Source organism: Corynebacterium urealyticum DSM 7109 (assembly GCF_000069945.1).
Lineage (GTDB): Bacteria > Actinomycetota > Actinomycetes > Mycobacteriales > Mycobacteriaceae > Corynebacterium > Corynebacterium urealyticum.
Genome location: NC_010545.1, coordinates 1,678,077 through 1,702,336, shown reverse-complemented (window position 1 = coordinate 1,702,336; position 24,260 = coordinate 1,678,077). Strand labels below are relative to the sequence as shown.

25 protein-coding genes and 1 tRNA gene are annotated in these 24,260 nt (G+C 61.5%); 9 read left to right on the top strand and 17 right to left on the bottom strand.

The genetic code is table 11. The features are described 5' to 3' along the window. The first annotated feature begins 184 nt into the window (after positions 1-184). A protein-coding gene (locus tag CU_RS07340; RefSeq protein WP_148264203.1) for an IS3 family transposase occupies positions 185-1,419 on the top strand; the annotation gives its coding sequence in 2 pieces (ribosomal slippage) (positions 185-461 and positions 461-1,419; 1,236 coding nt in all). A gap of 806 nt (positions 1,420-2,225) precedes the next feature. On the opposite strand, the gene CU_RS07335 is transcribed toward CU_RS07340, so the two are convergent. The 4 genes from CU_RS07335 to bcp all read right to left on the bottom strand — a co-directional run bounded on the left by CU_RS07335 (position 2,226) and on the right by bcp (position 4,522). Further along, positions 2,226-2,588, bottom strand: coding sequence for a DoxX family protein (locus CU_RS07335; RefSeq protein ID WP_012360700.1), 363 nt, complete (start codon positions 2,586-2,588; stop codon positions 2,226-2,228). Next, the gene (locus CU_RS07330; RefSeq protein ID WP_012360699.1) at positions 2,588-3,160 is read right to left on the bottom strand and encodes a TetR/AcrR family transcriptional regulator; all 573 of its coding nucleotides are present in this window, start codon (positions 3,158-3,160) and stop codon (positions 2,588-2,590) included. The genes CU_RS07335 and CU_RS07330 overlap by 1 nt, the downstream gene beginning before the upstream one ends. 622 nt (positions 3,161-3,782) lie before the next feature. Then, positions 3,783-3,864: transfer RNA gene (locus tag CU_RS07325), tRNA-Leu, on the bottom strand. A 169-nt stretch (positions 3,865-4,033) separates the two neighbouring features. Then, positions 4,034-4,522 carry a thioredoxin-dependent thiol peroxidase gene (gene bcp, locus CU_RS07320; protein WP_012360698.1) on the bottom strand — a complete coding sequence of 163 codons (489 nt, stop codon included), beginning with the start codon at positions 4,520-4,522 and terminating at the stop codon, positions 4,034-4,036. A 115-nt stretch (positions 4,523-4,637) separates the two neighbouring features. Here bcp and CU_RS07315 point away from each other — a divergent pair, with 115 nt between their 5' ends. Both CU_RS07315 and CU_RS07310 read left to right on the top strand, forming a co-directional pair. After that, positions 4,638-4,916, top strand: a complete 279-nt coding sequence (locus CU_RS07315; protein WP_012360697.1) for a DUF3618 domain-containing protein — start codon at positions 4,638-4,640, stop codon at positions 4,914-4,916. A gap of 13 nt (positions 4,917-4,929) precedes the next feature. Continuing rightward, on the top strand, positions 4,930-6,117 hold the full coding sequence (locus tag CU_RS07310; RefSeq protein ID WP_173362318.1) for an AbrB family transcriptional regulator: 1,188 nt from the start codon (positions 4,930-4,932) through the stop codon (positions 6,115-6,117). Here CU_RS07310 and CU_RS07305 read toward each other — a convergent pair. The 6 genes from CU_RS07305 to phoU all read right to left on the bottom strand — a co-directional run bounded on the left by CU_RS07305 (position 6,044) and on the right by phoU (position 12,568). Next, entirely contained in the window at positions 6,044-7,045 is a 1,002-nt protein-coding gene (locus CU_RS07305; protein ID WP_041628505.1) for an LLM class flavin-dependent oxidoreductase, read from the bottom strand. The genes CU_RS07310 and CU_RS07305 overlap by 74 nt on opposite strands. A gap of 193 nt (positions 7,046-7,238) precedes the next feature. After that, complete coding sequence (gene pstB / locus CU_RS07300) at positions 7,239-8,018, bottom strand: phosphate ABC transporter ATP-binding protein PstB (RefSeq protein WP_012360694.1); 780 nt, start codon at positions 8,016-8,018, stop codon at positions 7,239-7,241. Between the two features lie 150 nt (positions 8,019-8,168). Then, positions 8,169-9,368: a phosphate ABC transporter permease PstA gene (pstA, locus tag CU_RS07295; RefSeq protein WP_012360693.1), complete on the bottom strand. Its 1,200-nt coding sequence runs from the start codon at positions 9,366-9,368 to the stop codon at positions 8,169-8,171. A 4-nt stretch (positions 9,369-9,372) separates the two neighbouring features. Further along, positions 9,373-10,338, bottom strand: coding sequence for a phosphate ABC transporter permease subunit PstC (pstC, locus tag CU_RS07290; protein WP_012360692.1), 966 nt, complete (start codon positions 10,336-10,338; stop codon positions 9,373-9,375). Between the two features lie 153 nt (positions 10,339-10,491). Next, the gene (pstS, locus tag CU_RS07285; RefSeq protein WP_012360691.1) at positions 10,492-11,601 is read right to left on the bottom strand and encodes a phosphate ABC transporter substrate-binding protein PstS; all 1,110 of its coding nucleotides are present in this window, start codon (positions 11,599-11,601) and stop codon (positions 10,492-10,494) included. A gap of 244 nt (positions 11,602-11,845) precedes the next feature. Next, on the bottom strand, positions 11,846-12,568 hold the full coding sequence (gene phoU / locus CU_RS07280; RefSeq protein ID WP_012360690.1) for a phosphate signaling complex protein PhoU: 723 nt from the start codon (positions 12,566-12,568) through the stop codon (positions 11,846-11,848). Positions 12,569-12,739: 171 nt separating this feature from the next. Between phoU and CU_RS07275 the strand changes: the two genes are divergently transcribed. The 5 genes from CU_RS07275 (at position 12,740) to CU_RS07255 (ending at position 17,406) form a co-directional block, all read left to right on the top strand. Continuing rightward, complete coding sequence (locus CU_RS07275; RefSeq protein WP_041628504.1) at positions 12,740-13,912, top strand: sensor histidine kinase; 1,173 nt, start codon at positions 12,740-12,742, stop codon at positions 13,910-13,912. A 31-nt stretch (positions 13,913-13,943) separates the two neighbouring features. Further along, complete coding sequence (locus CU_RS07270) at positions 13,944-14,627, top strand: response regulator transcription factor (protein ID WP_012360688.1); 684 nt, start codon at positions 13,944-13,946, stop codon at positions 14,625-14,627. A gap of 222 nt (positions 14,628-14,849) precedes the next feature. Continuing rightward, positions 14,850-15,647 (top strand): tyrosine-type recombinase/integrase, encoded by a 798-nt coding sequence (locus tag CU_RS07265; protein ID WP_012360687.1) that lies wholly within the window; start codon positions 14,850-14,852, stop codon positions 15,645-15,647. Positions 15,648-15,739: 92 nt separating this feature from the next. Beyond that, a complete protein-coding gene (locus CU_RS10185) occupies positions 15,740-16,546 on the top strand; it encodes a HipA family kinase (protein WP_012360686.1) in 807 nt (268 codons plus the stop codon). A 2-nt stretch (positions 16,547-16,548) separates the two neighbouring features. After that, positions 16,549-17,406 (top strand): hypothetical protein, encoded by an 858-nt coding sequence (locus tag CU_RS07255; protein ID WP_012360685.1) that lies wholly within the window; start codon positions 16,549-16,551, stop codon positions 17,404-17,406. A 58-nt stretch (positions 17,407-17,464) separates the two neighbouring features. On the opposite strand, the gene CU_RS07250 is transcribed toward CU_RS07255, so the two are convergent. Genes CU_RS07250 through CU_RS10960 form a run of 4 tightly spaced genes read right to left on the bottom strand, consistent with a single transcriptional unit; the run spans position 17,465 to position 19,650 of the window. Beyond that, complete coding sequence (locus CU_RS07250; protein WP_012360684.1) at positions 17,465-17,812, bottom strand: hypothetical protein; 348 nt, start codon at positions 17,810-17,812, stop codon at positions 17,465-17,467. Continuing rightward, on the bottom strand, positions 17,802-18,263 hold the full coding sequence (locus tag CU_RS07245; protein WP_012360683.1) for a hypothetical protein: 462 nt from the start codon (positions 18,261-18,263) through the stop codon (positions 17,802-17,804). The genes CU_RS07250 and CU_RS07245 overlap by 11 nt, the downstream gene beginning before the upstream one ends. Next, a complete protein-coding gene (locus tag CU_RS10815) occupies positions 18,256-18,738 on the bottom strand; it encodes a hypothetical protein (protein WP_012360682.1) in 483 nt (160 codons plus the stop codon). Before CU_RS10815 ends, CU_RS07245 begins: the two co-directional genes overlap by 8 nt. A 3-nt stretch (positions 18,739-18,741) precedes the next feature. Further along, a complete protein-coding gene (locus CU_RS10960; RefSeq protein WP_012360681.1) occupies positions 18,742-19,650 on the bottom strand; it encodes a peptidoglycan recognition protein family protein in 909 nt (302 codons plus the stop codon). 334 nt (positions 19,651-19,984) lie between these two features. On the opposite strand from CU_RS10960, the gene CU_RS10725 reads away from it, so the two are divergent. After that, positions 19,985-20,137, top strand: a complete 153-nt coding sequence (locus CU_RS10725) for a hypothetical protein (RefSeq protein ID WP_012360680.1) — start codon at positions 19,985-19,987, stop codon at positions 20,135-20,137. A gap of 238 nt (positions 20,138-20,375) precedes the next feature. Here the strand turns inward: CU_RS10725 and CU_RS07230 are convergent, their stop codons facing one another. From CU_RS07230 to CU_RS07220, 3 genes are read right to left on the bottom strand one after another with little or no spacing between them, the layout of a single operon-like run. After that, positions 20,376-21,737: a hypothetical protein gene (locus CU_RS07230; RefSeq protein WP_012360679.1), complete on the bottom strand. Its 1,362-nt coding sequence runs from the start codon at positions 21,735-21,737 to the stop codon at positions 20,376-20,378. 4 nt (positions 21,738-21,741) lie between these two features. Beyond that, the gene (locus tag CU_RS10175) at positions 21,742-22,920 is read right to left on the bottom strand and encodes a hypothetical protein (RefSeq protein WP_012360678.1); all 1,179 of its coding nucleotides are present in this window, start codon (positions 22,918-22,920) and stop codon (positions 21,742-21,744) included. Further along, positions 22,920-24,260, bottom strand: coding sequence for a hypothetical protein (locus tag CU_RS07220; protein WP_012360677.1), 1,341 nt, complete (start codon positions 24,258-24,260; stop codon positions 22,920-22,922). Before CU_RS07220 ends, CU_RS10175 begins: the two co-directional genes overlap by 1 nt.

Genomic DNA, 24,260 nt, shown 5'->3' with positions numbered 1-24,260 from the left:
CTCTCGCTTCAAGCCCTGTTTCCCTATCACCCCTATCAACTAGGCAGGGCTAATAGGCGAAAGTGTCCCAGTGTTTTTACTGCTTGCAGCAGTTGCGCTGCTTGTGTCAGTGCTGGCTAGGACGATCGGTGCTTTGAAGTGTCCCAGGTTTTGTTCCGTTTGAGTAGATGGGAAAATCTGGAACATGCCGAAGAAATTTGACCAGGATGCCAAGGATCGGGTGGTCCGCCTTGTTGAGGACCGCATCCTGGCGGAGGGGATCTCCATGCAGGAAGCGTGCAAGATCGTGGCCCCGAAACTGGGTGTCTCATGGCATACTGCCCGGCAGTGGGCTCAGGCGGCCCGTCGCGAAGGCAGGGCAATTGATCCTTTACCTGAAGATCTCGTTGCAGAGGTGGCCAAGATGCGTCGTGAGAATCAGGAGCTTCGCGACACTAACGAGTTATTGAAGGCCGCGTCAGCTTTTTTCGTGTCGGAACTCGACCCCAAACGTCGGAAATGATCCAGTTCATCGATGAACACCGGGATCGTTTCACAGTCGAGTTCATCTGTCAGACGTTGAAGAGCAATCGGCAAGGTGGCTTCATTTCCTCACGCGGATACCGTCAGTCAAAAGCCCGGGGATTAAGTACCCGCAGCCTTCGTGACGCCGCACTGACAAGGCATATTGCCGAGGTCCATGAAGAAAACTACGCAGTCTATGGTATCCGCAAGATGTGGCATGCTCTACGCCGTGAAGGAATCGACATCGGCCGTGAGCAAACCGCTCGCCTGATGCGCCTTGCTGGAGTCAGTGGAAAAGGTAAAGGCCGGTTGCCTGTGACAACTCGCAGGTCCAAGGGCTCGGATAATCGCCCTGACTTGGTGGGCCGTGATTTTCGTGCCGCTGGACCGAATCGGTTATGGGTGGCTGACATTACCTACGTCCGTACCGGTAATGGGTTCGTCTACACCGCTTTTGTCACCGATGTGTACTCCCGCAAAATTGTCGGATGGGCATTATCAGATACGATGCGCACGGAAGCGTTGCCACTACAAGCACTCAACCAGGCGATTGTATGCGCAAAGGAAACAACGGGACTGATTCACCATTCAGACCACGGCTCGCAGTATGTGAGCATTGTCTACAATGAGCGCCTTGCTGAGCATGGAATCACTGCCTCTACTGGGACAGTCGGTGACTCCTACGACAATGCTTTGGCCGAGAACGTCAACGGTTCTTACAAAAATGAGCTCATTCATAGGCGGTCGTGGACTGACGTGGTTGATGTTGAGATCGCGACGTTTGAGTGGGTCTCGTGGTGGAACGAATCACGGCTTCACCAAAGTCTCGGCTACCGTACGCCGACAGAGGTAGAAGGAGAGTTTTGGACTGGCAATCCAAATCACGAGAAAATAGAAATCAAGGCGAATGCCTAGGAACAAAACCCGGAGCACTTCACATCGCACGCTCTACCGACGGTGTCAATGACATAACAGGCCCAAAGACTCAGCCGCACCGAAGGTTCTCACCGAGGAAGACAAGCTGCGCCGTCAGGTAGCGCGACTGGAAGCGGACAGCGCTTATCTAAAAAAATTGCGGGACTTGAGGAGCCAGGGACGCGCCTGAAGGTCCAGGCGATTGTCATCCTCACGTCGCAACACCGCTGGTAGTACCTCCTCGAAGCAGCAGGTATGCGCCATACGACATTCTTCTACCGCCAAAACGACTCAGCAAGCCGGACACGCACGCGGCACTCAAGCAGGCGATCCAGGACGGGTTCAAGCGAAACAAACATCGCTACGACCACACGAGGGTCCTGCCTGACCTACGTAGCCAGGCTGGGTGGTCAACCACAAACTGATTGACAAACTCATGCACCAGATGGATCTACGGGCCAAGCTCCACCAGCGCAGGCCCTATGTTTCCTACACCGGCACTGTAAGTCACCTGGACCTGACCCCGATGCAATATCGGAAGCAGGCCCTTAAACCCCTCACCGCCTAGAATTAAACCAGTCCAACTGTCGGGACCAGTTCACAATCGGCTGGGGCTTTCTCATACTGTCGGCACACGAAGTGCGGTCGCCGCAGCCGCTTCCTGCTCCCCGGTAGGCTACCCATACCCGTTGAGCAGACCGGCGAGGCGGTAGGCGGCCAGCGGGTCACCAACACCCCGCGGTAGGTTGCTCTGCGCGGGCAATGACGCTCCCCAATGGGCGGACGCAATCGGTTAATTGGTCGTCTCAGGCTATCAGTAGTGTTGCAATGAGAGCGCCTAGCGAGATCGTGAGCATACCTAAGCAATTCACCCAAAACTCGCTACCTAGAAAATGGGCTCGGATATGTGCGATGGCGGCAGCGCAGAAGTAGGCGATGACTCCAACCATCGTCGCTATTCCAATGCCTGGTACCCAGAGCCCAACAATGAGCCCGCTTGCGGCTAGGAGCTTGATAACGATAAGCGTCCACCACCACTCTGCAGGGAGTCGTACTCCTCTGAGGCAGACCTCGATGAATGCTGGGGGTTTGAGTGAGAGTGCTGCGTCTCCGAACAAAATAGCTGCAAGAATGATGGAGGGCCAAGCAGGTGAAGATTCGAGAGTCATTAGTTTACTCCGTACGCGATTTTAAGACGGGAGATGGAACTGTTGGCGTGAATGGATAGTTCGTCGGTGTCGTATGCGCCGGCAGCCCAGCCAAGAAGTAAGCCAAGATAGATGTTGTAAAGGATTGTCGCGAACTCTTGAGCGTCATCTTTAGGGAGCATGTTGCCCAGGCGCAAAACGATTTCATCTACCAAGAGAGTTCGAAGCTCCTTGAGTGTCTCTCCGTTGCTTCCTTGGGTAATTAGGGCGGCGCCATACGCTTTTGATAGTTCTTCCTGACCAGTAAACATTTTCAGGAACGGAGCGAGAACGTCGATAAGGTTGTCTGATTGTCCGCGGAGCTCATCGTGCATCATGGTGATTCGATGTCCGATGGTTTGAATTAATAACGACTGCTTGCTCCCGACATTCATAACGGTTCCAACGCTGACGTTGGCCTTCTGTGCGATGGCGCGCACATTTGTATCTACGTACCCGGCTGACGCAAAAAGGGCATAGGCGGCATCTAAGACCTTATTGCGTGTCGTCTGCTTCTGAGTGGCACGATTTGATTGAACCTGTTCAGTGAACATGTTCAAAGCGTATCGCTGCATCAATCTATGGTCAAGTAGTGACGTGGGTATCCGAAGACATGACTGTTACGGGGGGTCGGGCGGATATCCTGCTTGCAACGAGGGGAGTTATGGCTACATGATTCTACTAGATGGGCTTCCCTAGTCAATGGATTCAAGAATTGACGAGGCTTGGCCGATAGTCCTGCGAGCTCATCCCGCGACTCATTCGCGGCAGGGACACCGATCACGTGGGTACTGCCTATGTGTGATGACCCAACCCGGCACATGATCCGTTCCGGCAAAACGGTCACCGCGACCCTGCCGTGGGTGCGCCTACAGTACAGCCCCGGCGATGGCGTGGCACATGCGGGCAGAGAATCTCTCCCGCCGGCTATCTCGTGCCATGACCTTCGCCATACTGCCGCGTCACTGCTTGTCGCCTTGGTGGCCAATGTCATGCGGGTGCGGCGGCAGCGGGGGGTAAGCGGACCAGTCCATCATTCTCGACAACCAGTTGCATCTTTTCGACACGGGGTTAGGTCTAACTGGGCGGAAAATGGGCGAAATTTTGACCACGTGGCGTAACGAGTGCGGAAAACAAAAAACCCCGTGACCTGCATAGTCACGAGGTGTTGATGAGTGCGCCTGGGGAGACTTGAACTCCCACGTCCTAGGACACTGGAACCTAAATCCAGCGCGTCTGCCAATTCCGCCACAGGCGCAGGTGGCGGTGTCCCGCCACGGCTAGGAACACTATAGCAACGCCGCCGGGGCGAAAACCTAACCGTGCTGGAAACTCATCATGGCATCACGATCGGACGAGCGCTGTGGGAACAGCCTTGCCAGGAGAGGGGCCGCAACCGAACCAGCAACGGCCACCGGGGCGACGTCCTAGGCCTCGAGCTCCTTCATAATGCGGACGACGTGCCCGGTGGCCTTGACGTTGTAGCGGGCCAGGGCGATCTTGCCCTTCTCGTCGACGAGGAAGGTCGAGCGGATCACGCCCTGGACGATCTTGCCGTAGTTCTTCTTCTCACCGAAGGCGCCATAGGCCGTCATGGCGGCCTTGTCCGGGTCGGAGAGTAGCGGGAAGGTCAGCTCGTACTTGTCGCGGAACTTCGCCAGGGATTCCGGCTTATCCGGGGAAATGCCCACCACGTCGATGTTCTGGTCATTCAGCTGAGCCAGGTTGTCGCGGAAGTCGCAGGCCTCCTTGGTGCAGCCCGGGGTGTTGGCGCGTGGGTAGAAGTACACGAGCACCTTCTTGCCGCGGTAGTCCTTCAGATCGATCGTCTCACCCTTGTCAGAGGTGAGTGCGAAGCCCGGAGCCTCGTCGCCCTCGGCGAGGCGGATGTTTGCTGTGTCGTTGTTCTTCGTCATGCCGCCCAGCCTACGCGGATGCCTAGCCGTGGGCTTTCGCACACGATGGCTGCGTATCCTCTACAATTGTTCAGAAGAAACGACTGATTTTTACCGTCTTTTAGGGAGTATGTCCGTGGCACGGAGTATCGACGCTATCGAGCGTGACATTGAGCGCACCCGCAACCAGCTGGCCAAGACGCTGGACGAACTCGCGTTTCGCGCCGATCCGAAGAACCTCGCAGATGACGCTCGTGGGCAGGTCTCCGATTTCCTGCGCGAGCCGAAGGTTCAGATGGTGCTGGGAGGGGTGGCCGCTGGTGTCGTCCTGCTGGTCGCCGCAACCGTTTCCTCCAAGCGTAAGGAGAAGAAGCAGGTCCGCGAGATCCAGCGCCTGCTCGCTTCCACTCGCTAACTGAAGATTCGGCTTGTTAGGTCGAATTTCCACGCTGAGTGCGATCTCGCTGGCGTTGGCACTTCTGTGCACCGCCATCGGGGTTCCCGCGGCGTGGATTTTTGCTTTTCTCGTTGTCTTCGGCGCCGACGCCGTGTTCAGTGGCCGGGCGACGATTCCCCCTGCCTTTTTGATGACGCCCGCCCAGGTGCTCATCGCGATGTTGTGCGCAGGTCCCTTGGCCACCGTCAGTGGCGGCCAGGTGGCCAGTTATCTGGCTCCGGCCGCGCTTTCCCTGGTGGTCACGCTTGTGGTGTGCGCCTTTGGGGCGTGGCTGTTGCACCGCGTCAACGGGGTGGACGGCGCAACCGGTCTGCTGGCCACCCTCGCGGGCGGGGCCTCCGGGATGGTGCTGATCGCCCGGGATGTGCGCGCGGACGTGCAGTTCGTCACGCTGACCCAGTACCTGCGGCTCACCGTGATCGTGTTTACCCTGCCAGGGCTGGTTGCGTGGTTGTCCACCTATTCGGACGCTCCGGGCCCCGACAGCGTTGGCCCGGGCAGTGCGGGGGAGGCTGCCGGTGCCGTGGACCCAAGCCTGTGGGACGGGGTGGCGGCCGCTGCGGGGAGTTTCTGGCGTACCCCCTGGCAGGGCGTGCTGGGTGCCCTGGCGGTTGGGCTGCTCGTGTGGCTGATCGTGAAGGCCACCGCCCCGCTGTTCAAGATTCCTAGCCCCTACCTGATTGTCTCCATGGCGGTGGTCGTGGCCGCGATCGCTGCGGGAGTACCCCAGGAGTTTGTGCTCCCCGAGGGCCTGGCCGTGAACCTGGCCTATGCGATCATCGGCGTCCAAGCCGGCGGCACCCTCACCAAGGGGGCGCTGCGGCAGTTCAGTGCGGCACTTCCGATGCTGCTGGGCGTGCTATTTCTCATGGTGGCAAGCTCCCTGGCCACCGGCTGGTTCATCGCGTGGGCCAGCGATTTCGATATTTTGGACGCCTACCTGGCCACCGTCCCGGGCGGAGTGTACGCCGTCCTGGCCTTCGCCCACGACTCGGGCTCCGATCCGCTGGTGACGGTGGTGCAGGTCCTGCGCGTCCTGCTAATGCTCATCGCAGGGGCGTTTGCCCCCACGGTGATCGACTGGCTTAGGAGGACAAGCCCCACGCGTCGGACAGGATCTCCATCCCGCGACGCTGCTGATCGCCCGACGGCGCGTTAAGGGAAATCATCAGCTCGTCGGCCTGGGCATGCTGGGTGAACCACTCGAGGTACTCCCGCACCTGCTCGCCCGTGCCGACCGCGGTGTAACGCAGCATGTCGAGGATCTGCTGGCCGCCAGGGGACTGGATCACCAGATCCAGCTCCTCATCGGTAAAAGTCCGCCCGCCACGGGAAGCCATTTCCCGGACGCGCTTGCGGCCGACCTGCTTGTGCTGCTCGAGCGCGTCCTCCTCGGTATCGGCGGCGGTGACGTTCACCGCGGCGATCACATAGGGCTCCGGGTGCTCTGGGGAGGGCTGGTAATTCTCCCGATACACGCTGACCGCCTGCTCGAGCGCGGCCGGCGCGAAGTGGGAGGCGAAGGAGTAGGGCAGGCCCAGCTTCGCGGCGAGCTGCGCGCCGAAGAGGGAGGATCCGAGGATGTAGAGCGGAACGTTCGTTCCCGCGCCGGGGACTGCCCGCACCCCCGGGACGACGGAGCGGTTCGTGAGGTAGCCGTTGAGTTCGGCGACATCGCTGGGGAAGTTCTCCGCATTGCGCGGGTCGCGGCGCAGGGCGCGGAGGGTGTTCTGGTCGGTGCCAGGTGCCCGGCCAAGGCCCAGGTCAATGCGACCCGGGTGCAGCTCCGCGAGAGTGCCGAACTGTTCGGCGACCACGAGAGGGGAGTGGTTCGGCAGCATGACGCCGCCCGCGCCCAGGTTGATGGAGTTGGTGTTCGCCGCGACGTGGGCGATGAGCACCGCCGGCGCGGAGCTGGCGATGGAGCGCATGTTGTGGTGCTCGGCGTACCAGATGCGCTTGAAGCCGAGCTGCTCGGCGCGCTGGGCGAAGCTCACGGAGCGCTCGAAGGAGGCGCCGGGGCGTTCGCCGTCGAAAATCAGCGCGAAGTCGATCAGGGACAGTGGGGTGTGATTCGAGTTAGTCATCACCACCGTCTTACCACCGAGCAGCAAGTGACGGGGTGGCCGCCGAGGTTGAGCCCGTCAGCTGGGCTGTGCGTGCGAGTATTTATCGCTCGAGCTTAGGGCTCGGGGTCTGTTCGTGCGCCTGGGCAAGCATAGGAAAAGGGGCCTGCCGGGAATGTCCCGACAGACCCCTTTAAGAAGCCCCAGCGCAGGTTTAGCCGAATCGACCGGAGATGTAGTTCTGGGTCTCTTCCTTATCCGGCTTGCTGAACAGCTGCTTGGTGTCGTTGAACTCGATCAGCTTGCCCGGCTTGCCGGCACCCGCGATGTTGAAGAACGCGGTCTTGTCGGACACACGCGCGGCCTGCTGCATGTTGTGGGTCACGATGACGACGGTGAAGCGGTCCTTCAGCGTGTTGATCAGGTCCTCGATAGCCAGGGTGGAGATCGGGTCGAGCGCGGAGCACGGCTCGTCCATGAGCAGGACCTCTGGCTCCACGGCGATGGCACGCGCGATGCACAGGCGCTGCTGCTGACCACCGGACAGGCCGGAGCCCGGCTTGTCGAGGCGGTCCTTGACCTCCTCCCACAGGTTCGCGCCGCGCAGCGCCTTCTCGGTCAGCTCGTCGGCCTCAGACTTGGAGAGCTTCTTGTTGTTCAGACGAACGCCGGCCAGCACGTTGTCCTGGATGGACATGGTGGGGAAGGGGTTGGCCTTCTGGAAGACCATGCCCACCTCGCGGCGGACGTTGACCGGGTCGACGCCAGCGCCGTAGATGTCCTTGCCATCCATCTTCACGCTGCCCTCGACTCGGGCACCCGGGATGACCTCGTGCATGCGGTTTAGGGTGCGCAGCACGGTGGACTTACCACAGCCGGACGGGCCGATGAAGGCGGTGACGGACTTCGGCTCGATGGTCATGGACACCCCCTCGACCGCGCGGAAATCGCCGTAGAAGATGTTCAGATCCTCGATGTCGATTTGCTTAGACATTTTTCCTCCAGTGTTTTGTGTGCGCACCGCTTCGGGTGGGCGGGGAGCCGGTTTCTTTGGGACGTCGCCGGCTCGGCGTGGGTGATTAAGTTCTTCTTTTCGGGGTGTTGCCCCCGGGGTCGAGCCCGGGATCGACATCTCCCGGTAGCTTTAGCGGCCGGACTTCGGGGCGAGCACCTTCGACAGGATGCGGGCGCCGAGGTTGAGGAGCATCACGATGACGATGAGCACGAGGGCTGCGGCCCAGGCGCGGTCGGTGGACGCGATGGCCGCGGTACCAGGTGCGGTCGGGCGCGTCACGGAGTCGTAGATGAAGGTCGGCAGGGTGGACATCCACCCGGAGAAGACGTTCCAGTTCACGCTCGCGGCGAAGCCCGCGGTGACCATGATCGGGGCGGTCTCACCGATAACACGAGCGATGGCGATGGTGATGCCGGACAGGATGCCGGAGATCGCGGTCGGCAGAACGATCTTCATGATGGTCTTCCACTTCGGCACCCCCAGGGCGTAGGAGGCCTCGCGCAGATCGTGGGGCACCAGCCGGAGGATCTCCTCCGTGTTACGCACCACGACCGGAATCATGAGAACGGAGAGCGCCACGGCGGCGGAGATGCCGGACTTGGCGGCCGTCAGGTTCTCTGGGGCGAACAGCTCGATCACCGTGGAGAACAGGGAGAACGCGAACAGACCAGCGACGATGGACGGGATGCCCGTCATGACGTCCACGAAGAAGGTGATGGCACGGCCGAGCGCGCCGGACTTCTTGTCGTTGGCGTACTCCACCAGGTAGATCGCGCAGAGCACACCGATCGGGATGGAGATGATCGCCGCGGCGAGGGTGATCAGCAGGGTACCGACGATTGCGTGGTGGAAACCACCCATGAGCTCGGACTCGCCGGCCGCGAACTCCTTATCGTAGATGCCCTTCATGCCCTCCATGGAGCGGTTCAGCAGGGAGCTGTTTTCGATCAGCACCGGGCCGCCCTTTTCGATGGCCATCCACAGCAGGGAGACCAGCGGCACCAGTGCGAGGGCGAAGGCGGAGGAGACGAGCACGGTGGCCACGCGGTCCACGGCCTTGCGCTTACCCTCAACGGCGCTGGACCAGGCGAAGGTCACCACCAGGTTGAACAGGCCGGCCAGGAACGCGGCCAGGGCGATGGAAAAACCATCCGAGATGAGGGCCGTGACGACGATCGCGGCGACAACGGAGCCAGCCACGATGGCGTAGGGGGCCCACTTCGGCAGGTGGTTGGTGACTAGGTGTGAGGCGCTGCTGTTGCCCTTCGTACGGGCCTGGGTGTCTTCGCGCGGGTTTTCAGCGGTCGCGGTGTTCTTCTTATCAACCATGAGATCAGTGCCCCTTGACGGTCGTGCGTGCGACGATCCAGCGCGCGGTCATGTTCACGATCAGGGTGATGGTGAACAGAACCAGGCCGATCGAGATGAGTTCGGACATGCGCAGGCCCGCTGCCTCGGGGAAGTTCTGCGCGATCTCTGCCGCGATGGTCTGGTTACCGGAGAGCAGCAGGGAAACGATGAGGCCACCGGAGGAGAGCACCATGGCCACCGCCATGGTCTCGCCGAGCGCGCGGCCGAGTCCCAGCATCACGGCGGAGACGATGCCGGAGATTCCGAAAGGCAGCACGGCCATGCGGATCATTTCCCAGCGGGTTGCGCCGAGCGCCAGGGCGGCTTCTTCCTGCAGGCGCGGGGTCTGCAGGAAGACCTCGCGGACCAGGGAAGTGATGATCGGCAGAATCATGATGGACAGCACCAGGCTGGCGGTGAGCAGGGTGCGGCCGGTCTGGGAGACAGCGCCGTCGTCATCCGGAGCGAAGATTGGGATCCACCCCAGGTACTTCGCGAACCACCTGTAGAGCGGAACGAAGCTGCTGGACAGTGCGAGACCCCAGAGGCCGTAGACGACGGATGGGATGGCAGCCAGCAGGTCGATCGTGTACCCCAGCACCGGAGCCAGCTTGCGGGGCGCCATGTGCGTCGTGAACAGGGCGATGCCGATGGCGAATGGGGTGGCCACGATCAGGGAGATGATCGCGGAGATCAGCGTGCCGATGATCAGCGGGAAGACGTAGGGGAGGAAGCCACGGCCACCGGTGATGGTCGACGGGTCGTCGAAAGACGCCTTGATGGTGTCCGTGGACTGCAGGAAGAGGAAGAACGCGACACCAGCGAGGATGGCGAGGATCAGGACGCCGGCGGCGAGGGCGAGGAAAGAAAAGATTCTGTCCCCGGGCCTAACGACGGTTCCCTTCTTTGCCTGCTTCGCGGGCGCAGCGGTGGCTGTGTCAGCTGACAAGAGAGCTCCTGTGCGGGGTGAGTGAGGGGTGGTATGGGGTGCAAATCAATTTGGCTGATTCACACGTGAAGCTGGGTTGGTCATTCGAGAGGTGTTTTCGAAAGACCAACCCAGCCTCGTGTTTAGGATGCGAGCGTCAGTAACGCGACGCTATTACTTCTTGACCTCGATCTGGTCGAGGACCTTGGTGATCTTGTCGCGCATCTCGCCGGAGATCGGGGCGGAGCCGGCGTTGTCCGCTGCGGACTGCTGGCCTTCCTCGCTGATGACGAAGTTCTCCCAGGCCTTGACCAGGTCGACCTTCTCCTGGCTGTCGTAGCTGGAGCAGACGATGTGGTAGGAGACCAGGACGATCGGGTAAGCGCCCTCGGCGTCGATGTCGCGCTTTAGCTCGACGGCGATGTCGCCCTCGTGGCGGCCCTCAGCAACCGGGGACTCGTCGACGACCTTGGCGGCAGCCTCTGGGGTGTACTCGACGAAGTCCTCGCCGACCTTGATGGCGGCCTTGCCCATGTCGTCGGAGATGGCGGAGGCGTCGGCGTAGCCGATCGCGCCCTCGGTGTCTGCGACGAGGGAGACGACACCGTCAGTGCCCTGTGCAGCCTCGCCACCGTACTCAGCCGGGAACTCCTCGGCAGCCTCGTGAGGCCACTCGGCCTCAGCGGCCTTGTTGAGGTAGTCGGTGAAGTTCTTGGTGGTGCCGGACTCGTCAGAGCGGTGAACGGCGGTGATCTTGGTGTCCGGGAGGTCTGCCTCCGGGTTCAGCTTGGCGATCTCCGGGTCGTTCCACTTGGTGATCTTGCCGGCAAAGATCTTCGCGACAGTGGCGGCGTCGAGGTTCAGCTTGTCCACGCCCTTGAGGTTGAAGGCGATGGCGATCGGGGAGACGTAGACCGGGAACTCGAAGGCGCCGTTTTCGCCACAGACCTTCTTGGACTGAGCGATCTCGTCTTCATCCATGAAGGCATCGGAACCGGCGAAGTCGGCCTTGCCTGCCAGGAACTGCTTGCGGCCTGCGCCGGAGCCATCCGGGGAGTAGTTGATGTTCGCGCCGGAGTTCTGAGCAGAGAAGTCGGTGGTCCACGCCTGGATGGCGGCCTTCTGGGAAGAAGCGCCAATACCAACGATATTGCCGGAGACCTGCTGGCCGTCGTTGCCGGAGCTAGCCTCCTGGTCACCGGTGGCGGAGTTGCCGCCGCAGGCGGTCAGGGTGAGAGCGGCTGCAGTCAGTACTGCAGCAGGAGCGAGGCGGTTGAGCTTCACTTAAGGGGGCCTTTCTTCTTTCAACTACGTGCGGGGTTTCCCCGATACGAATGAAAAGATAAAAGGCGTGAGTGACGGCCGGTTCCTTTTCAGGTGAACCTTAGGTGAAGTTTTGGTTCTTCCAGCTCAGGGGCTATTTTTGGAGTCTTTTTTTGTTGTGAAGACGCCTCTGGCCCGGGTTTGTTAACAAACCCGGGCCAGAAAATACTCGCGGTGTCGCGTGCTGCCGCGCCAGGGGAGCGGCTTAGCTCTGCTCGCCCTCCGCCGGGGTGTCGGTCAGTGGCTTGCGACCACTCTGGGTGTCGTACATGCTCGCGAGCGTCGGCTCGAAGCTGCCGGTCAGCAGGTACTCCACGCGGTGGGAGACGTTGACCGCCTGGTCGCCGAAGCGCTCGAAGTAGCGGGAGATGAGGGTAACATCCGCAATCTGGCTCGGGGAGATCTCGCTGCGGGCGAGCTCGCCGATGATGGTGAACACGCGTAGGTGCAGGGTGTCCATCTCCTCGTCAATGGCCGCGATCATCGGCACGGCGGAGGTTCCCGGCTCGGTGAGCAGCTGGACGAGGGCGCGGCCAATGCGCACGGCAGTGGTACCCATGTGGGTGAACACGTCGCGGAACTGGTCCGGGAGGGCGTTCTCTGGGTAACGGATGCGAACCAGGGAGCCGATGTGGCGGGCGAGGTCGCCCATGCGCTCGATGGCCACGGACATCTTGAGCGCGGAGATGACCACGCGCAGGTCGGCGGCGACGGGGGCCTGCAGGGCGAGGACTTCAGCGGAGCGCTGGTCCAGATCCGCCTGCATGCCGTCAATGGAATCATCATCGCTGATGACCTGTTGGGCCAGTTCCAGGTCATTGTTCAGCAGCGCCTCCACGGATTTCTCCATGGCTGAGGTGGCCTTCTCGGCCATTTCGACGAGGCTGTCTGCGATAGATTCGAGTTCGTTGTGGAAGACTTCGCGCACTCGAGGTCCTTTCTTTACAAATCCAGTGTGGGCGAGGCCCACGGCAATAAAGACGAGGCTTGCAGCCCGAGGTGAACTTGGAGTTTCAGTGGTGTGAATTCCACACGAAACCTCGCTCCCAGCCCTACCCGCGCCGTAGTGGGCCGCCTGGTTGCAGTTTAGAGTGGGGGCGTGGATGTGTTGCTCATTTCGCTTATCGCTGGTGCGGTCGGCGTTGTTTTAGGTGTTCTACTCAGTCTCGTGTTTCGGGCGGTGGGGCGTCGCCGCCAGGTCGTCGAAGAGGATCCGGACGAGGGCCTGCCAGCGGGAATGGACGAGGTCCTTGCTGCGCTTCCCAGCGCCGCCATCGTCATCGACATGGATGGGGAGGTGATTAAGGCCTCCACCGCGGCCTACGCCCTGGGGTTGGTCGACGGTCCAGCTTTTGCTTCCCCGCAGTTGCAGGAGACTGTAGCCCGGGTAGCGGATCGTCGTATTTACGAGGACGTCAATTTCGTCATTAAGCACGATGCGAATGAATACTCCCGCCGCTTCCTTCACGCGGGTGTTGCCCCGCTGGGTAAGGGCTATGTGCTGGTGTTGTGCGATGACGAGACGGAGTTCCACCGCGTCGAGGCTGTGCGCCGCGACTTTGTGGCCAACGTGTCCCACGAGCTGAAGACCCCCATCGGTGCGATTTCGCTGCTGGCCGAGGCCGTGACGGACTACTCCGATGACCCGGAGGCGGTGCACCGTTTCGGGGGCAAGATCCAGAAGGAATCCACCCGGCTGGTTCACCTGGTGCAGGAAATCATTGACCTCTCCCAGGTCCAGGACAACGAGGGACTCGAGTCATCCGCCGTCATCGAGGTATCCGACGTGGTGGAGGAGGCAATCGACCGGGCACGGACGAACGCGGAGTCCAAGAACATCACGATGAACGTCGCCCAGAGCCCCGGCCTGCGGGTGGAGGGATCCTTCGACCTGTTGGCTAAGGCGGTGCGCAACCTGGTGGATAACGCGGTCAATTACTCCAGCGCTGATACCGAGATTGGTATCAGCACTAAGCGGCGTGCCAATTCTGTAGCGGTGATTGTGACGGACCACGGCATCGGGATGAGTTCGAAGGAGACGGACCGCATCTTTGAGCGTTTTTACCGGGTGGATAAGGCGCGGTCCCGCAACACTGGCGGCACGGGCCTGGGGCTGTCGATCGTGAAGCACATCATCGCCAAGCACGGCGGCAAAATCAAGGTCTGGAGCCGGCCGGGAGAGGGCTCGACCTTCACGGTTCTCCTGCCGATCGCGCACGTTGACCGGACATATGACAACGAAGCATCCAGCGAAGTAGTGACTGGCGGTTAGCCCGCGGGTCTGTGAGAGAGGAATAAGGAAGATGACGAAGATTCTGTTGGTTGAGGACGAGGAGTCCCTGTCCGATCCGCTGTCCTACCTGTTGGAGCGGGAGGGCTATGACGTCTCGATTGCGGAGGACGGTTTGAAGGCCGTCGAGATGTTCGAGCTGCATGGCGCGGACATCATTTTGTTGGATCTCATGCTGCCGGGCCTGCCGGGGACGGAGGTTTGCCGGGCGATCCGGGCGAAGTCGATGGTACCGATCATCATGCTGACCGCGAAGGATACGGAGATCGATAAGGTCGTTGGCCTGGAGCTGGGGGCGGATGATTATGTGACCAAGCCGTATTCCTCCCGTGAGCTGCTGGCCCGTATCCGCGCGGTGCTGCGTCGTGGCCAGGCCCAGGGGTCGGAAGGGAGCAGCAATGTTTTGGAGGCCGGGGGCGTGCGCGTGGACGTGGACCGTTATGTGGTCACGGTGCGCGGCGAGGACATGCAGCTGCCGCTGAAGGAGTTCGAGCTGCTGGAGATGCTGGTGCGCAACGCGGGTCGCGTGATGACCCGTGAGCAGCTGATCGACCGTGTGTGGGGCTCGGACTATGTGGGTGATACGAAGACGCTGGATGTGCACGTCAAGCGGCTGCGCACGAAGATTGAGGAGAATCCTTCGAAGCCAGAGCTGCTGGTGACCCTGCGCGGGCTGGGTTATAAGTTCAACGCCTAGGCATAAAGAAATCCCCCGGCAGGAAAACCTGCCGGGGGATTATCAGTGGTGGGCCATCAGGGATTCGAACCCCGGACCCACTGGTTCGCGACTTTCGCCCCTGCGACCTGGCGTCGTCATCCCGTTCTCGCGCGAGCTCGAAGCGGCAGAATCAGCGATCGCGAGCTAGCGAAAACGGCAAAACTACCCCCGCCACACGCGCCACATCAGTAACTTTTCCTCATGCGACTTGAACACGAACTCGATAAATGGGGCGACTACATGACCGCCGCCTCCCTCTCCGACGAAACCCTCTACCTCCGACGCCGCCACGTCAACCGCGTCCTCACACACATCAACAAACCACTCGACGACCTCACCCTCGACGACCTCATCGACTGGCTGGCACAACAAAACTGGAAACCCGAAACCCGCCGCGGATACAGGTCAAGCCTCCGCCAGTTCTTCGCCTGGCGCGAAAAAGCCGGCCTCGGCGAAAACATCGCCCGCGACCTCCCACGAGCACGACTCCACCGATCACTACCCCGCCCGGCGCGCGACGTCGACATCCTGCTTGCGCTTCGTAAGGCTCCGGCGCGGACGCAGCTGATGATCGAGCTGATGGCATACGGTGGGCTGAGGCGTGGGGAGGTGTGTAAGCTGCGAACCTGTGATCTCGTGGGGGACACGCTGCGAGTGGTGGGGAAGGGTGGGCACGAACGTTTCGTGCCGCTTCCGCCGCACTTGTCTGGGCAGATTCGGGGGATGACGGCGGGGTACTTGTTCCCGGGGCGTATTGATGGGCACTTGTCGGCGGCTTACGTGGGGAAGCTGATTGGGCGGGCGTTGCCCGCGGGGGTTACGCCTCACCAGCTGCGGCATAGGTTTGCGACGGTGGCGTACCGGAAGGGGCGGGACATTGTGGCGGTGCAGTCTCTGCTGGGGCACGCGAAGCTGGATACGACGATGATTTATGTGGCGTTGGATGACTCGGCGCGGCAGCAGTCTGCGCAGTACGCCTGGACGCTGGAGGCGGCGTAAATACGGTTGGTTCTGCCCGGGGTCGGGTAGCTTGTTAGGGGACTCAAGCCTCTCTTCCTCACCGCGTGAGGCTGCGAATGGAGAATGAACCCATGCGCAACAGCAACGTTGTCGACCTAAATTCTGCTCGTGAGCGACGCGAGCGCCCGAGTATTACTACTCCAGGAGAAGTGGCGAGCACGGGAACGAAGCCCTTCAAGTGCCAGGCCTCCGACGGGCACTACTACTGGTGCAAGCAGCTACACACGCAGCATGGCGCGAGCGCCGCGATCAACGAAGTGGTTGTATCGGTCATCGCCGACGCCTTGGGCGCTCCGGTGCCGGACTGGAGCATTCTCAACGTCCCCGAGGAGCTGGTTGGTCGACTCATCGGCGACGGGATAGAGCGGATCAGGCTAAGTCCCGAGCCGGTCTTCGGCTCAAGGATCTTGCACTACGCCGACAGGGAGCTGGACGGTGATCTCTGGGTCCAGGTTTCAGATGACAACAACTACCAGCGGATCCCGCTGCTGTGCGCCCTGATGGTGCTCTGTAACGCCGAAGACATCCAATACCTGCTGGACAGCTCCAACGACAATGCCATCTGGGGGTTCGATTTCGGCTGGTGGTTCGGCTCCGGGGAGAACGTTTGGGGGCTCGGGGAATCGAACGAACTCGGTGGGCAAACCGAGCTTCCGGCGCTTCGCGAACAGATCCCCGCCACCAAGTGGGATCACGCCATTGACGCCGTCAGGGCCCTACCTGGTGACCTCGAAACACGTGTGATGGACGCGCTACCTACGGAATGGGACGTCCCAGAGCACGACGTCACGACGCTGATCGAGTACGTCTACCGCCGGAAGGATTACACTGTAGAACGACTCGAGGAGCTTAAGAACAGACACGGAATGGGAGGGTAGTTATGCTCATTCGATACTGGGTCATTACCGTCCGCCCAACCCCCCTGAGCTCGCACCGCATCGGGGTCGCCCTCGTTGGGCAAGATGCAGCAAGTGGCCGTGTACTCTTCAAGCAGCCCAACAACGTCAACCGGGCGTTGACCGCATTGGGCGTTTCCCCCGACAACCTCGGTAGTATCCACCGACTGCGCGAAGACGTGCAGGCACTCCAACAGGCGCAATCATCGCTCGACCTCAGCCGCCGACTCGATACCAAATCAGTGTTCCAACACCTGGCTAGCCACTGGAACAACGCCGTTGAAGTCTCATCCGAACGAGTCATGTCCGCCGAATCACTAGAGGCAGGGATGGACTCGCTGCAGGACGCGATCCTCGGTGCAGAGCAATCCACCCCGAAGAAGCGGAAGCTCACCCAAGTGCGCAACGACGTCTGGGGGGCTTTCGAGGAAGCAGTCGGCACACGCGCCCAACTGCTCTCCAAGCCTCAAATCACCACCGCGGGCGACCTCTCACAAGAACTGGATATCGCGGTCAGCGCAGACGGCGCCATCGTCGAACTCAATACCTCCTTCTCCTTCGGAGGGAAAGACCAACGATCTCTGAAGAACCTCATTGACTCCTGGGGCTGGAAGATCGATAAGCTCCGGCAGGAAGGCGCACGTCTGACAACCACGGACAACGACGTCATCCCACTGGCGAAGGACACACCGGTGTCAGCAACCTACTGGGAGCCGAAGACCGAAGAGCAGATGGAGAGCTTCGCCCTGGCCACGAACCGGTGGCAAAACCTGGGCGTCGAAGCCGTCGCCAGAGACCACATCGACCAACACGCACGCCGACTAGCCAACCGAATCGCCTGATAACCTCCCCCTCACGAAGAAAAGCCCCCGCCCGGCGCGTGGCCGGGCGGGGGCGGGGTTAGAGGCGGAGGTCTTCGCGGATTTCGTTGGGCGGGGTGGGGAGGGGGATTCTGTCGTCCACGGTTTCATACAGGGCGCGGATGTAGTGGACCGCGGATTGGAATTTGCCGCGCCATGTTGCGACGGCGTTTTTTAGTTCCTCGACGTCGGATTCGAGATGTTCGATCTTCCGGTCGCGCTCGGCAAGCTGCTGGCCAGTCCAGTGCTTTACGTCCGCGAGGAGTGCCTGGTAGGCGGCGGGCACACTGGCGGAGCGGTCGCCGCGCAACTTGAGCCACGCGACGAGAGCAGACCCTGCAGCGGAGACGACGGCGATCAGAATCGCCCCGAGGCTGTCAGAGAGCATTCGCATCACCTCTGGGGGCGGTGAGGTCGCGGGCGTGTGTGCCGCGCCATGTCGTCCACAGGACCAGCACCGCCACCGAGATATACCCCACGGAGGAGACCCATCCGCGGGGCATGTCGCCGGTGACAGTCGCAGCAGTGAAGCTACCCGCCCAGAGCAGGTTCAGGCCAACACCTGACCCAAGGGCTAAGGCGGCGAACACGGTCTCATGCCACACGGCGGCGACGATCAGCAGCGTGCCGATGACAATCCAGATGATCGCCCAGATCCCCATCGGCAGTGCCGCCTCGGCGGGATGGGCGTACCCAGAGCCACGCGACGGTGTGGTGTAGCTAATCCCACGAGCGAGAATCCCCAGCCCCAGCACGAGCAGCGCTACCCCATCAGAGAGCAGGAACCGCCTCACCCGGCGCGCGGCAGGGTGGAGCTTCTGGGGGATGAGGTTATGCATCGTGATCGGCCTCCGGCGGGATGGGGGCGCGATCTTCTGCTCGGTGGGCGCCGACATACTCGTCGGACGTGGCGCCCTCGTACACGGGGAGCGGGGTGCTGATGTCCTCCTCGTCGACAGGCTGGGCGGGGGTGATGGTGGCCGGGGTGGGGTCTGCTGGGGCAGTACCGGAGACGGTGATGCCAGAGACCTGGGGGCGGTTCATGTGCGCCTTCTCAGCGGCCTGCTCGAGGCGGGCGCCCATCGATGGGGTGATCGCGCCCAGGGTGTAGGCGTGGATCACGGTCTGACATGCGCCGATGATGACGGCGATGAGAATACTGGCCCACACTGGCATGCCAGTCGAGTGGAACACCTCGAGGTTGGTGACCTGGAGCAGCATGCCGGCGACTGCCGCGAGGGAGTCCTTGCGGCGCGTCCACCAAGACTGCTCGACGACTGCTTCGGCGACTGCTTGCTGTAGAACACTTGCCATTTTCTATGCCTCCTTGTTGGGGGTGGTTGCCTGCTGGAGCAGGGTGCGTAGCTCGCGGATGCTGGTTTCGATGGTGGTGATTCGCTGGTGGAGGGACGCGAGGCTGTCGACCAGGGTGAGGCCACGTCCGTCGGGGCGGCGTCCGAGCTGGCTCCAGCCCGGGTACTCGCCGCGGTTACGTCCGCCGGTGAGCTGCTCGCGGATGTCCTTGACATCGGAGATGACGGGGCCGATGTAGCCGGTGATGAAGTCGCGGAAGTATTTGATGGTCAACAGTGGTTCACCTTTCGGTTTCGGGGCGGGCAGTGGGGCGCGTCGCCATGGTGGGTTGTCGATGTAGTGGTTCACACGGGCACGGAACACGTCCATGTCCATCACCGCGCCCGGTACGCCGTTGCCGGCGCCTGGGTCCCACTTGCCCTGTGCTGCGCGGGAGTACTCCCAGTGCGCGATCAACGTCTTGGTCGTCGCGCGCTTGCCCAACTTCATGAGGATCGCGGCGCAGATCTTGTAGTAGGCCTCCATCTGCACGGCAGGCCACGGGCTTGTGCCGTCGGACTGCGCCTCGATACCGATTGAGACGGCGTTGGCGTTGTTGGTTGGCCAGCCGGGGTGAGAGCCGCGTCCTGCGTGGTAGGCGATGCCCACCCCGCACATGGTGGCTACGCCGGTGCGGGACAGGTGGATCTGAGACGACAGCGCGCCACCTAGCCCCGAGTTGCGGGCGATGTACTGGGCGGACGTCGTATTCGCCCCGGTGTGGTGCACCATGATCCCCTGGATCGCGGCGAAATCACCCATGCCCCAAAGCTTCCAGCCTGGGAGTTCTTTGACGGTGACCCCGTAGGCGCGGATAACATCCGCGAGCCACATCGGGTCACCTCGCCAATGCGGGACTGGGGTAATTGACATAGTGCTTGTCCTTTCGACCTCTTTTTGGGCATAAGAAAACCCCGCCGGATGGGCGGGGTAGAGCAGTTGGGTTTCGGTACTAGCGCAGTTTGAATAATGTAGCGCTATCGTGCTATAGTGTAGATAGTGCGGGTGAGAGACGCACTACAACTAAAAAAGTGAAAGGAGGATCAATGAGTCCGGAATTACTGCTCGGAATCATTGCCGTCATACTCCAGACAATCCAGGTCTGGCAGGGACGGAAGAAATAACCCCTGGTGGGCTGGGCACTGTAACTGCCCAGCCCCTCCCGGGGCTACCTCCAACACTACCGAACACAAGATAGGAGAAGATCATGAATCTGCGCACCATCAGCGCACTCGCGGGATTTGTCACTGCCATCATCTACGCGAGGAGTGAAAAACCCTCCAAGGTGCTTATTGCCGCCATTTGCGGGGCATCTGCATGGAACCTCGTCGACTCGCTTAACTCTGGTGACGACAAGTGAGGCCACTAATCACGAACCCAGAAACAGGAGCGGTGCTCTGGACGATCCGGGAGTGCGCAGCTCACTGTGGGATTACTGAATCCTCGTGGCGTTCGTACGTACGCCGGGGTATGCCCCCTGAGAAAGTCGGTGAGGTTAACAGGATGACGCCGCTATGGGATGCGGAGGAGGTGAAGGCCTGGCAAGCTGGTCGGCCAGGCTCTCCAGTACCAAACGCACCGACCGCAACGAAGAAGTCCTAGCTAATCTTCTTCCATCGGCGCGTGCTGTTCCACGGGTAGTCGTAGACGTTGGACGTGTGCTCCATGAGGCATTCGTAGGTGCCGTTAGCGGACGCGTGCTGGTCGCTAACCTTCACTGTGTCGCCAACCCTGTAAAGCACATCCAGCTCAAAGTCTCCACGGAAAACTCCAGAGCTCGGCGGCGGAGGCGGGAGCGGAGCGTTGTCGCGGGGAGCGTCCTCGAGGCTATGGCGAGGGGGGGACGGATCCCAGGTTCGGGCGAGGAGGAGCCCCCCGGGTTTACCAGGGCTTCCGGGTTTTCCGAACAGATCGAAGCTGCTATCGTCCTTCGACCGAGGGGAGCTGTCACCGCCCGACCCCCCTGCTCCCGGCAGGGAACCCGAATACTTACTCCCGAAGATCGTTGGGGTGAACCTCTCGTTGGACTCAGACGAGACCCTCTTCCCCGCGACAGTAATATACGAGGGGTCGCCTTCCTTGCCGGGTTCGGTGGCGAGCGTCCCTCGCCCGCCACCTGGACCGCCTGACCCTACCACCAGCGTCTTCAGATCATCGATGGACAGTTCCGGGGTAAATACGCTGGTGCCTCCGCTGCCCGACTTTCCACTAATAGAGGTGGCCCCGCCTGCGCCTCCCGACCCGCCTCCGTAAAGCGCACCCTTCATACGAGCGCCTGGAAGGGAGGGCAACTTCCCAGGCAGGGTCCACCAAACCACAGCGCCAGGCTTAACCGCCTCCACAATCCACCCCACGGAGGAGCTGCTGTTGCTGAGCAGCCTTCTGGTAGCCAGGGGCTGGCGAGCTAGGCAGCCTTTAAGGGTGGTCTTAACCTCACCAGAAGACAGCAGGTTCTCAGAGAGGGTGAAGCCACCGCCGTTAGACTGGGAGGCAATCTCCTTCCCGTCGACCAGCACCTTCATTTGGTAGCCGTACCACTCTTTGTCGGTAGAGACGGAAAGGATATGCACCCCTCCCGGCCAGTCTCCGGAGAAAGAAAGGTTGCTCTTCCCACGGTCGCCCGTGGACTTTACCGAGACCTTCCCCCCGCTTACTCGCAGGTCCAGCGCCTTACGGCCACCACTGCTCTGCTCTACGACGATAGAAGCATCGTCTCCGCACAGCACGTGGATGTGGAAGTTGGTTGTGGTAGAGCTGACGTTCGTGGTAACAACCTTCGTCGCGGGGAGGTCAAGCTCGTAGCTATACCCGTCCCGGTCGAGGGTATCGAAGAACGCCTCAAAGCCCTTAATACTGCTCCGAGCAGCGTAGACCAACTTGGCGCCGTAGTACGCTTCACTGATCGCCCTTCCCCCGAAACTGAGAGCCTCGATCTTGCGACCGCCAAAAAAGACAGACAAAGAATCACTCCGGAATCACGTAAAGGACGTTCGGGTCTGGCCGAGAGGGTAAGGAGGAGACAAGGCGGACTCGGGCATCGACCAAGGCCTTCGCCTCGGCCAGGGTGGCAGCGTCCTGCCTATCCACGTACCCCTGATTTGCTGCATTATTCGGCCCAGCAGGATCCGCCACACGCACAGTCCCGGTTGACGACCGCTTCACCAGCGTATTCCGCGTGGGCGCGTCAGACACCGTGGGCAGGTCGGTGATGTCAGCCATCCGGTGCTGGTGAGACTTATCAGCCTTCTCGTGCAGCGCGTTGAGATAATCCAACCCCTGCTGGGTTAAATCATCCCGCGTCGCCACATTGGGCTTCCCGGTGATCGCATCCCACGTAGACGCACCCGAGTCGCCCTGTGGCCCCCGCTGACCACGGGGGCCAGTCAGCGGCGGACTGATCTTCCCCATCACCATCAGCCGATCCCCGTGCCAGTCCACGTGCTCGGGTATGCTCTCCGCACGATCAGCATGCTGACCGGCCTCAGTCGCAGACACCGCGGCAGCAGAGGCCCGATCCGCAGCTCGGTCAGCCTGCGTCTTCGCCGTACCGGCGCTATCCGCAGCCGCACTGGCGCTAGCCTCAGCCGTTTTCGCAGACTCACCAGCCGCCGACGCATGGGCGCCCGCCTCACCAGCATGAGCTGCAGCCCTACTCTCACTCGCACTAGCCATAGACGCAGACGATGCCGCACGAGTGGCGGACTGCCCAGCCTTCGACGCACTACTACCCGCGGTCTGTGCCGACGCTTCGGCATCGTTGGCTGCTGCCCTTGAATCCGTGACGGCCTTAGCAGACTCCCCCAAATCATCGGCGATCTGCCGACGCAGAAGGTCCAGCGCCTCGGCAGTCTGTCCGCCCGTGCCCTGGGCCGCGGTAATACAGATCTCGAGAGAGGCCGACTCCGTATCTGGGACGATGATCTCGATGTGCTCCAGTGGCTGCCCCTCTGCCACTGCGACGAGGATCGCAGGCCCAGGGACGATATCCAGCGACAGGTGAGCGTCGGTGATCGGGGTGCGGGCGCTGGTCTTCATGAGCCAGCCACCACCGTGGCCGCGAGCACGCGCCGAGCGCACCCACACCTCCGTGATCGCCTCGGCGTTCCCGAGGACGTGGTGAAGCGTTCCGGTCACACGTGTCATCAGTCTTCTCCTTCTTCTGGGACGTAGTCGATTACGCCCTGGTTCCATGTGGTGTGATCCACCAGGACGGTGGTGGAATCAATATTTCCCAGCGGCACCCACCAATAGGCCGCGTAGGGGCGGGAACTAGTGCGGTTAGTGACCCAGAAATCCTTCAGCACCTCTAGGCGCCGCAAATCGTATTTACCGGTGCGGTACTCAAAGTCCTTCGCAGAAAAGACCTTCTGATAGCCGGACCCATTGGCATAGAAGATCTGCACCGTGATCGTCCCGTGAAAATCCGGGCTGGCACACACATACAGGTGCCGGTCACCGGACGGGGTGCGCAGCGCAATGCCGTGAAGCGTGGACTTCGCGCTCATGCCACCGCTCACAGTCACCTTGCCCACAGCCAGCACAGACAGGCGGGCGGACAGCGCATCAATTTCACGAATCTGCGCGGCGTCCCGTTCCCGCAGCTCCTGTAGCCCCTGCAGCACACCTGCGTTGTCCTTAATCTGTCGGGTCTGCAGGCGGTCGATCTCCTCCTGCATCCGCCATCGCAAAGCATTTTCCTGCAGAATCGCCGGGATCAGCCCACCAGGCGGTGACTCCCCATGTGCAGCCAGCTGGTCGTTCAGCCGCTGCAGCTGCGCAGTCACCTCACTGGGGCTTGCCCCGCGGCGGGTCAACGTATCGCGAATCTGCTGGGTTTCCGCCACCGCTGTCGACGCCGTCTGCCCGGCGCGATCGGCTTTGTGTTCTACGGCTCCGACGGCGCGGATGCGTTCGCGGCGTTCGGCGAGGATGGCGCGGTCGATTTCGGTGTTTCGTTGGAGTAGTTGGAGTTGGTCGCCGGTGAGTTGGCCGCCGATGTGGACGAGGTATCCGATCGTTCCTGAGGGTTCGGAGGTGCGGGTTATGGCGGTGACGAGTTGTTTTTCGAGGATGCGGCCGAAGATGCGGATGGGGATGCGGTCGCCGACGCGGAAGTGGAGGCCTGGGGTGAGTCTGCCGAGGCCTGGGGTGGTGATGTCTTTTTCGAGGAAGGCGTCGCCGGTGACTTGGTTGGTGGCGGCGTCGAGGATTTCTTCGACGTTGGTTTGGCCTGGTTCTGGTGGTGTGGGGTTGGGGTCGGTGGCGGTGATGTCGACGTCGGAGCGGATGAAGCGGCGGCCGGAGAGGGAGGGGTTTTTGTTGTTGAGGTGGGCGACGTATCCGAGGGTGTTTCCTTCTTCGACGTCGGGTGGGGTGAAGTTTTCGGGCCAGGTGACGGTGTATTCGCCCCAGGCGTAGGTGGCTAGGCGGCGCATGACGGTGAGTGTGCCGCCGTCGGCGACGAGTGCGGGCAGGCCTGTCAT

Excerpts from the sequence above, each read along its gene's own strand:
- bcp (WP_012360698.1), bottom strand. The coding sequence starts at position 4,522 with ATGACGAAGAACAACGACACAGCAAACATCCGCCTCGCCGAGGGCGAC.
- CU_RS07305 (WP_041628505.1), bottom strand. The coding sequence starts at position 7,045 with ATGACTAACTCGAATCACACCCCACTGTCCCTGATCGACTTCGCGCTG.
- CU_RS07220 (WP_012360677.1), bottom strand. The coding sequence starts at position 24,260 with ATGACAGGCCTGCCCGCACTCGTCGCCGACGGCGGCACACTCACCGTC.
- CU_RS10960 (WP_012360681.1), bottom strand. The coding sequence starts at position 19,650 with ATGTCAATTACCCCAGTCCCGCATTGGCGAGGTGACCCGATGTGGCTC.
- CU_RS07250 (WP_012360684.1), bottom strand. The coding sequence starts at position 17,812 with ATGCTCTCTGACAGCCTCGGGGCGATTCTGATCGCCGTCGTCTCCGCT.
- CU_RS10725 (WP_012360680.1), top strand. The coding sequence starts at position 19,985 with ATGAATCTGCGCACCATCAGCGCACTCGCGGGATTTGTCACTGCCATC.
- CU_RS07335 (WP_012360700.1), bottom strand. The coding sequence starts at position 2,588 with ATGACTCTCGAATCTTCACCTGCTTGGCCCTCCATCATTCTTGCAGCT.
- CU_RS07255 (WP_012360685.1), top strand. The coding sequence starts at position 16,549 with ATGCTCATTCGATACTGGGTCATTACCGTCCGCCCAACCCCCCTGAGC.
- CU_RS07270 (WP_012360688.1), top strand. The coding sequence starts at position 13,944 with ATGACGAAGATTCTGTTGGTTGAGGACGAGGAGTCCCTGTCCGATCCG.
- pstB (WP_012360694.1), bottom strand. The coding sequence starts at position 8,018 with ATGTCTAAGCAAATCGACATCGAGGATCTGAACATCTTCTACGGCGAT.
- CU_RS10185 (WP_012360686.1), top strand. The coding sequence starts at position 15,740 with ATGCGCAACAGCAACGTTGTCGACCTAAATTCTGCTCGTGAGCGACGC.
- CU_RS07265 (WP_012360687.1), top strand. The coding sequence starts at position 14,850 with ATGCGACTTGAACACGAACTCGATAAATGGGGCGACTACATGACCGCC.
- pstA (WP_012360693.1), bottom strand. The coding sequence starts at position 9,368 with ATGGTTGATAAGAAGAACACCGCGACCGCTGAAAACCCGCGCGAAGAC.
- CU_RS07330 (WP_012360699.1), bottom strand. The coding sequence starts at position 3,160 with ATGTTCACTGAACAGGTTCAATCAAATCGTGCCACTCAGAAGCAGACG.
- CU_RS10175 (WP_012360678.1), bottom strand. The coding sequence starts at position 22,920 with ATGACACGTGTGACCGGAACGCTTCACCACGTCCTCGGGAACGCCGAG.
- CU_RS07245 (WP_012360683.1), bottom strand. The coding sequence starts at position 18,263 with ATGCATAACCTCATCCCCCAGAAGCTCCACCCTGCCGCGCGCCGGGTG.
- CU_RS10815 (WP_012360682.1), bottom strand. The coding sequence starts at position 18,738 with ATGGCAAGTGTTCTACAGCAAGCAGTCGCCGAAGCAGTCGTCGAGCAG.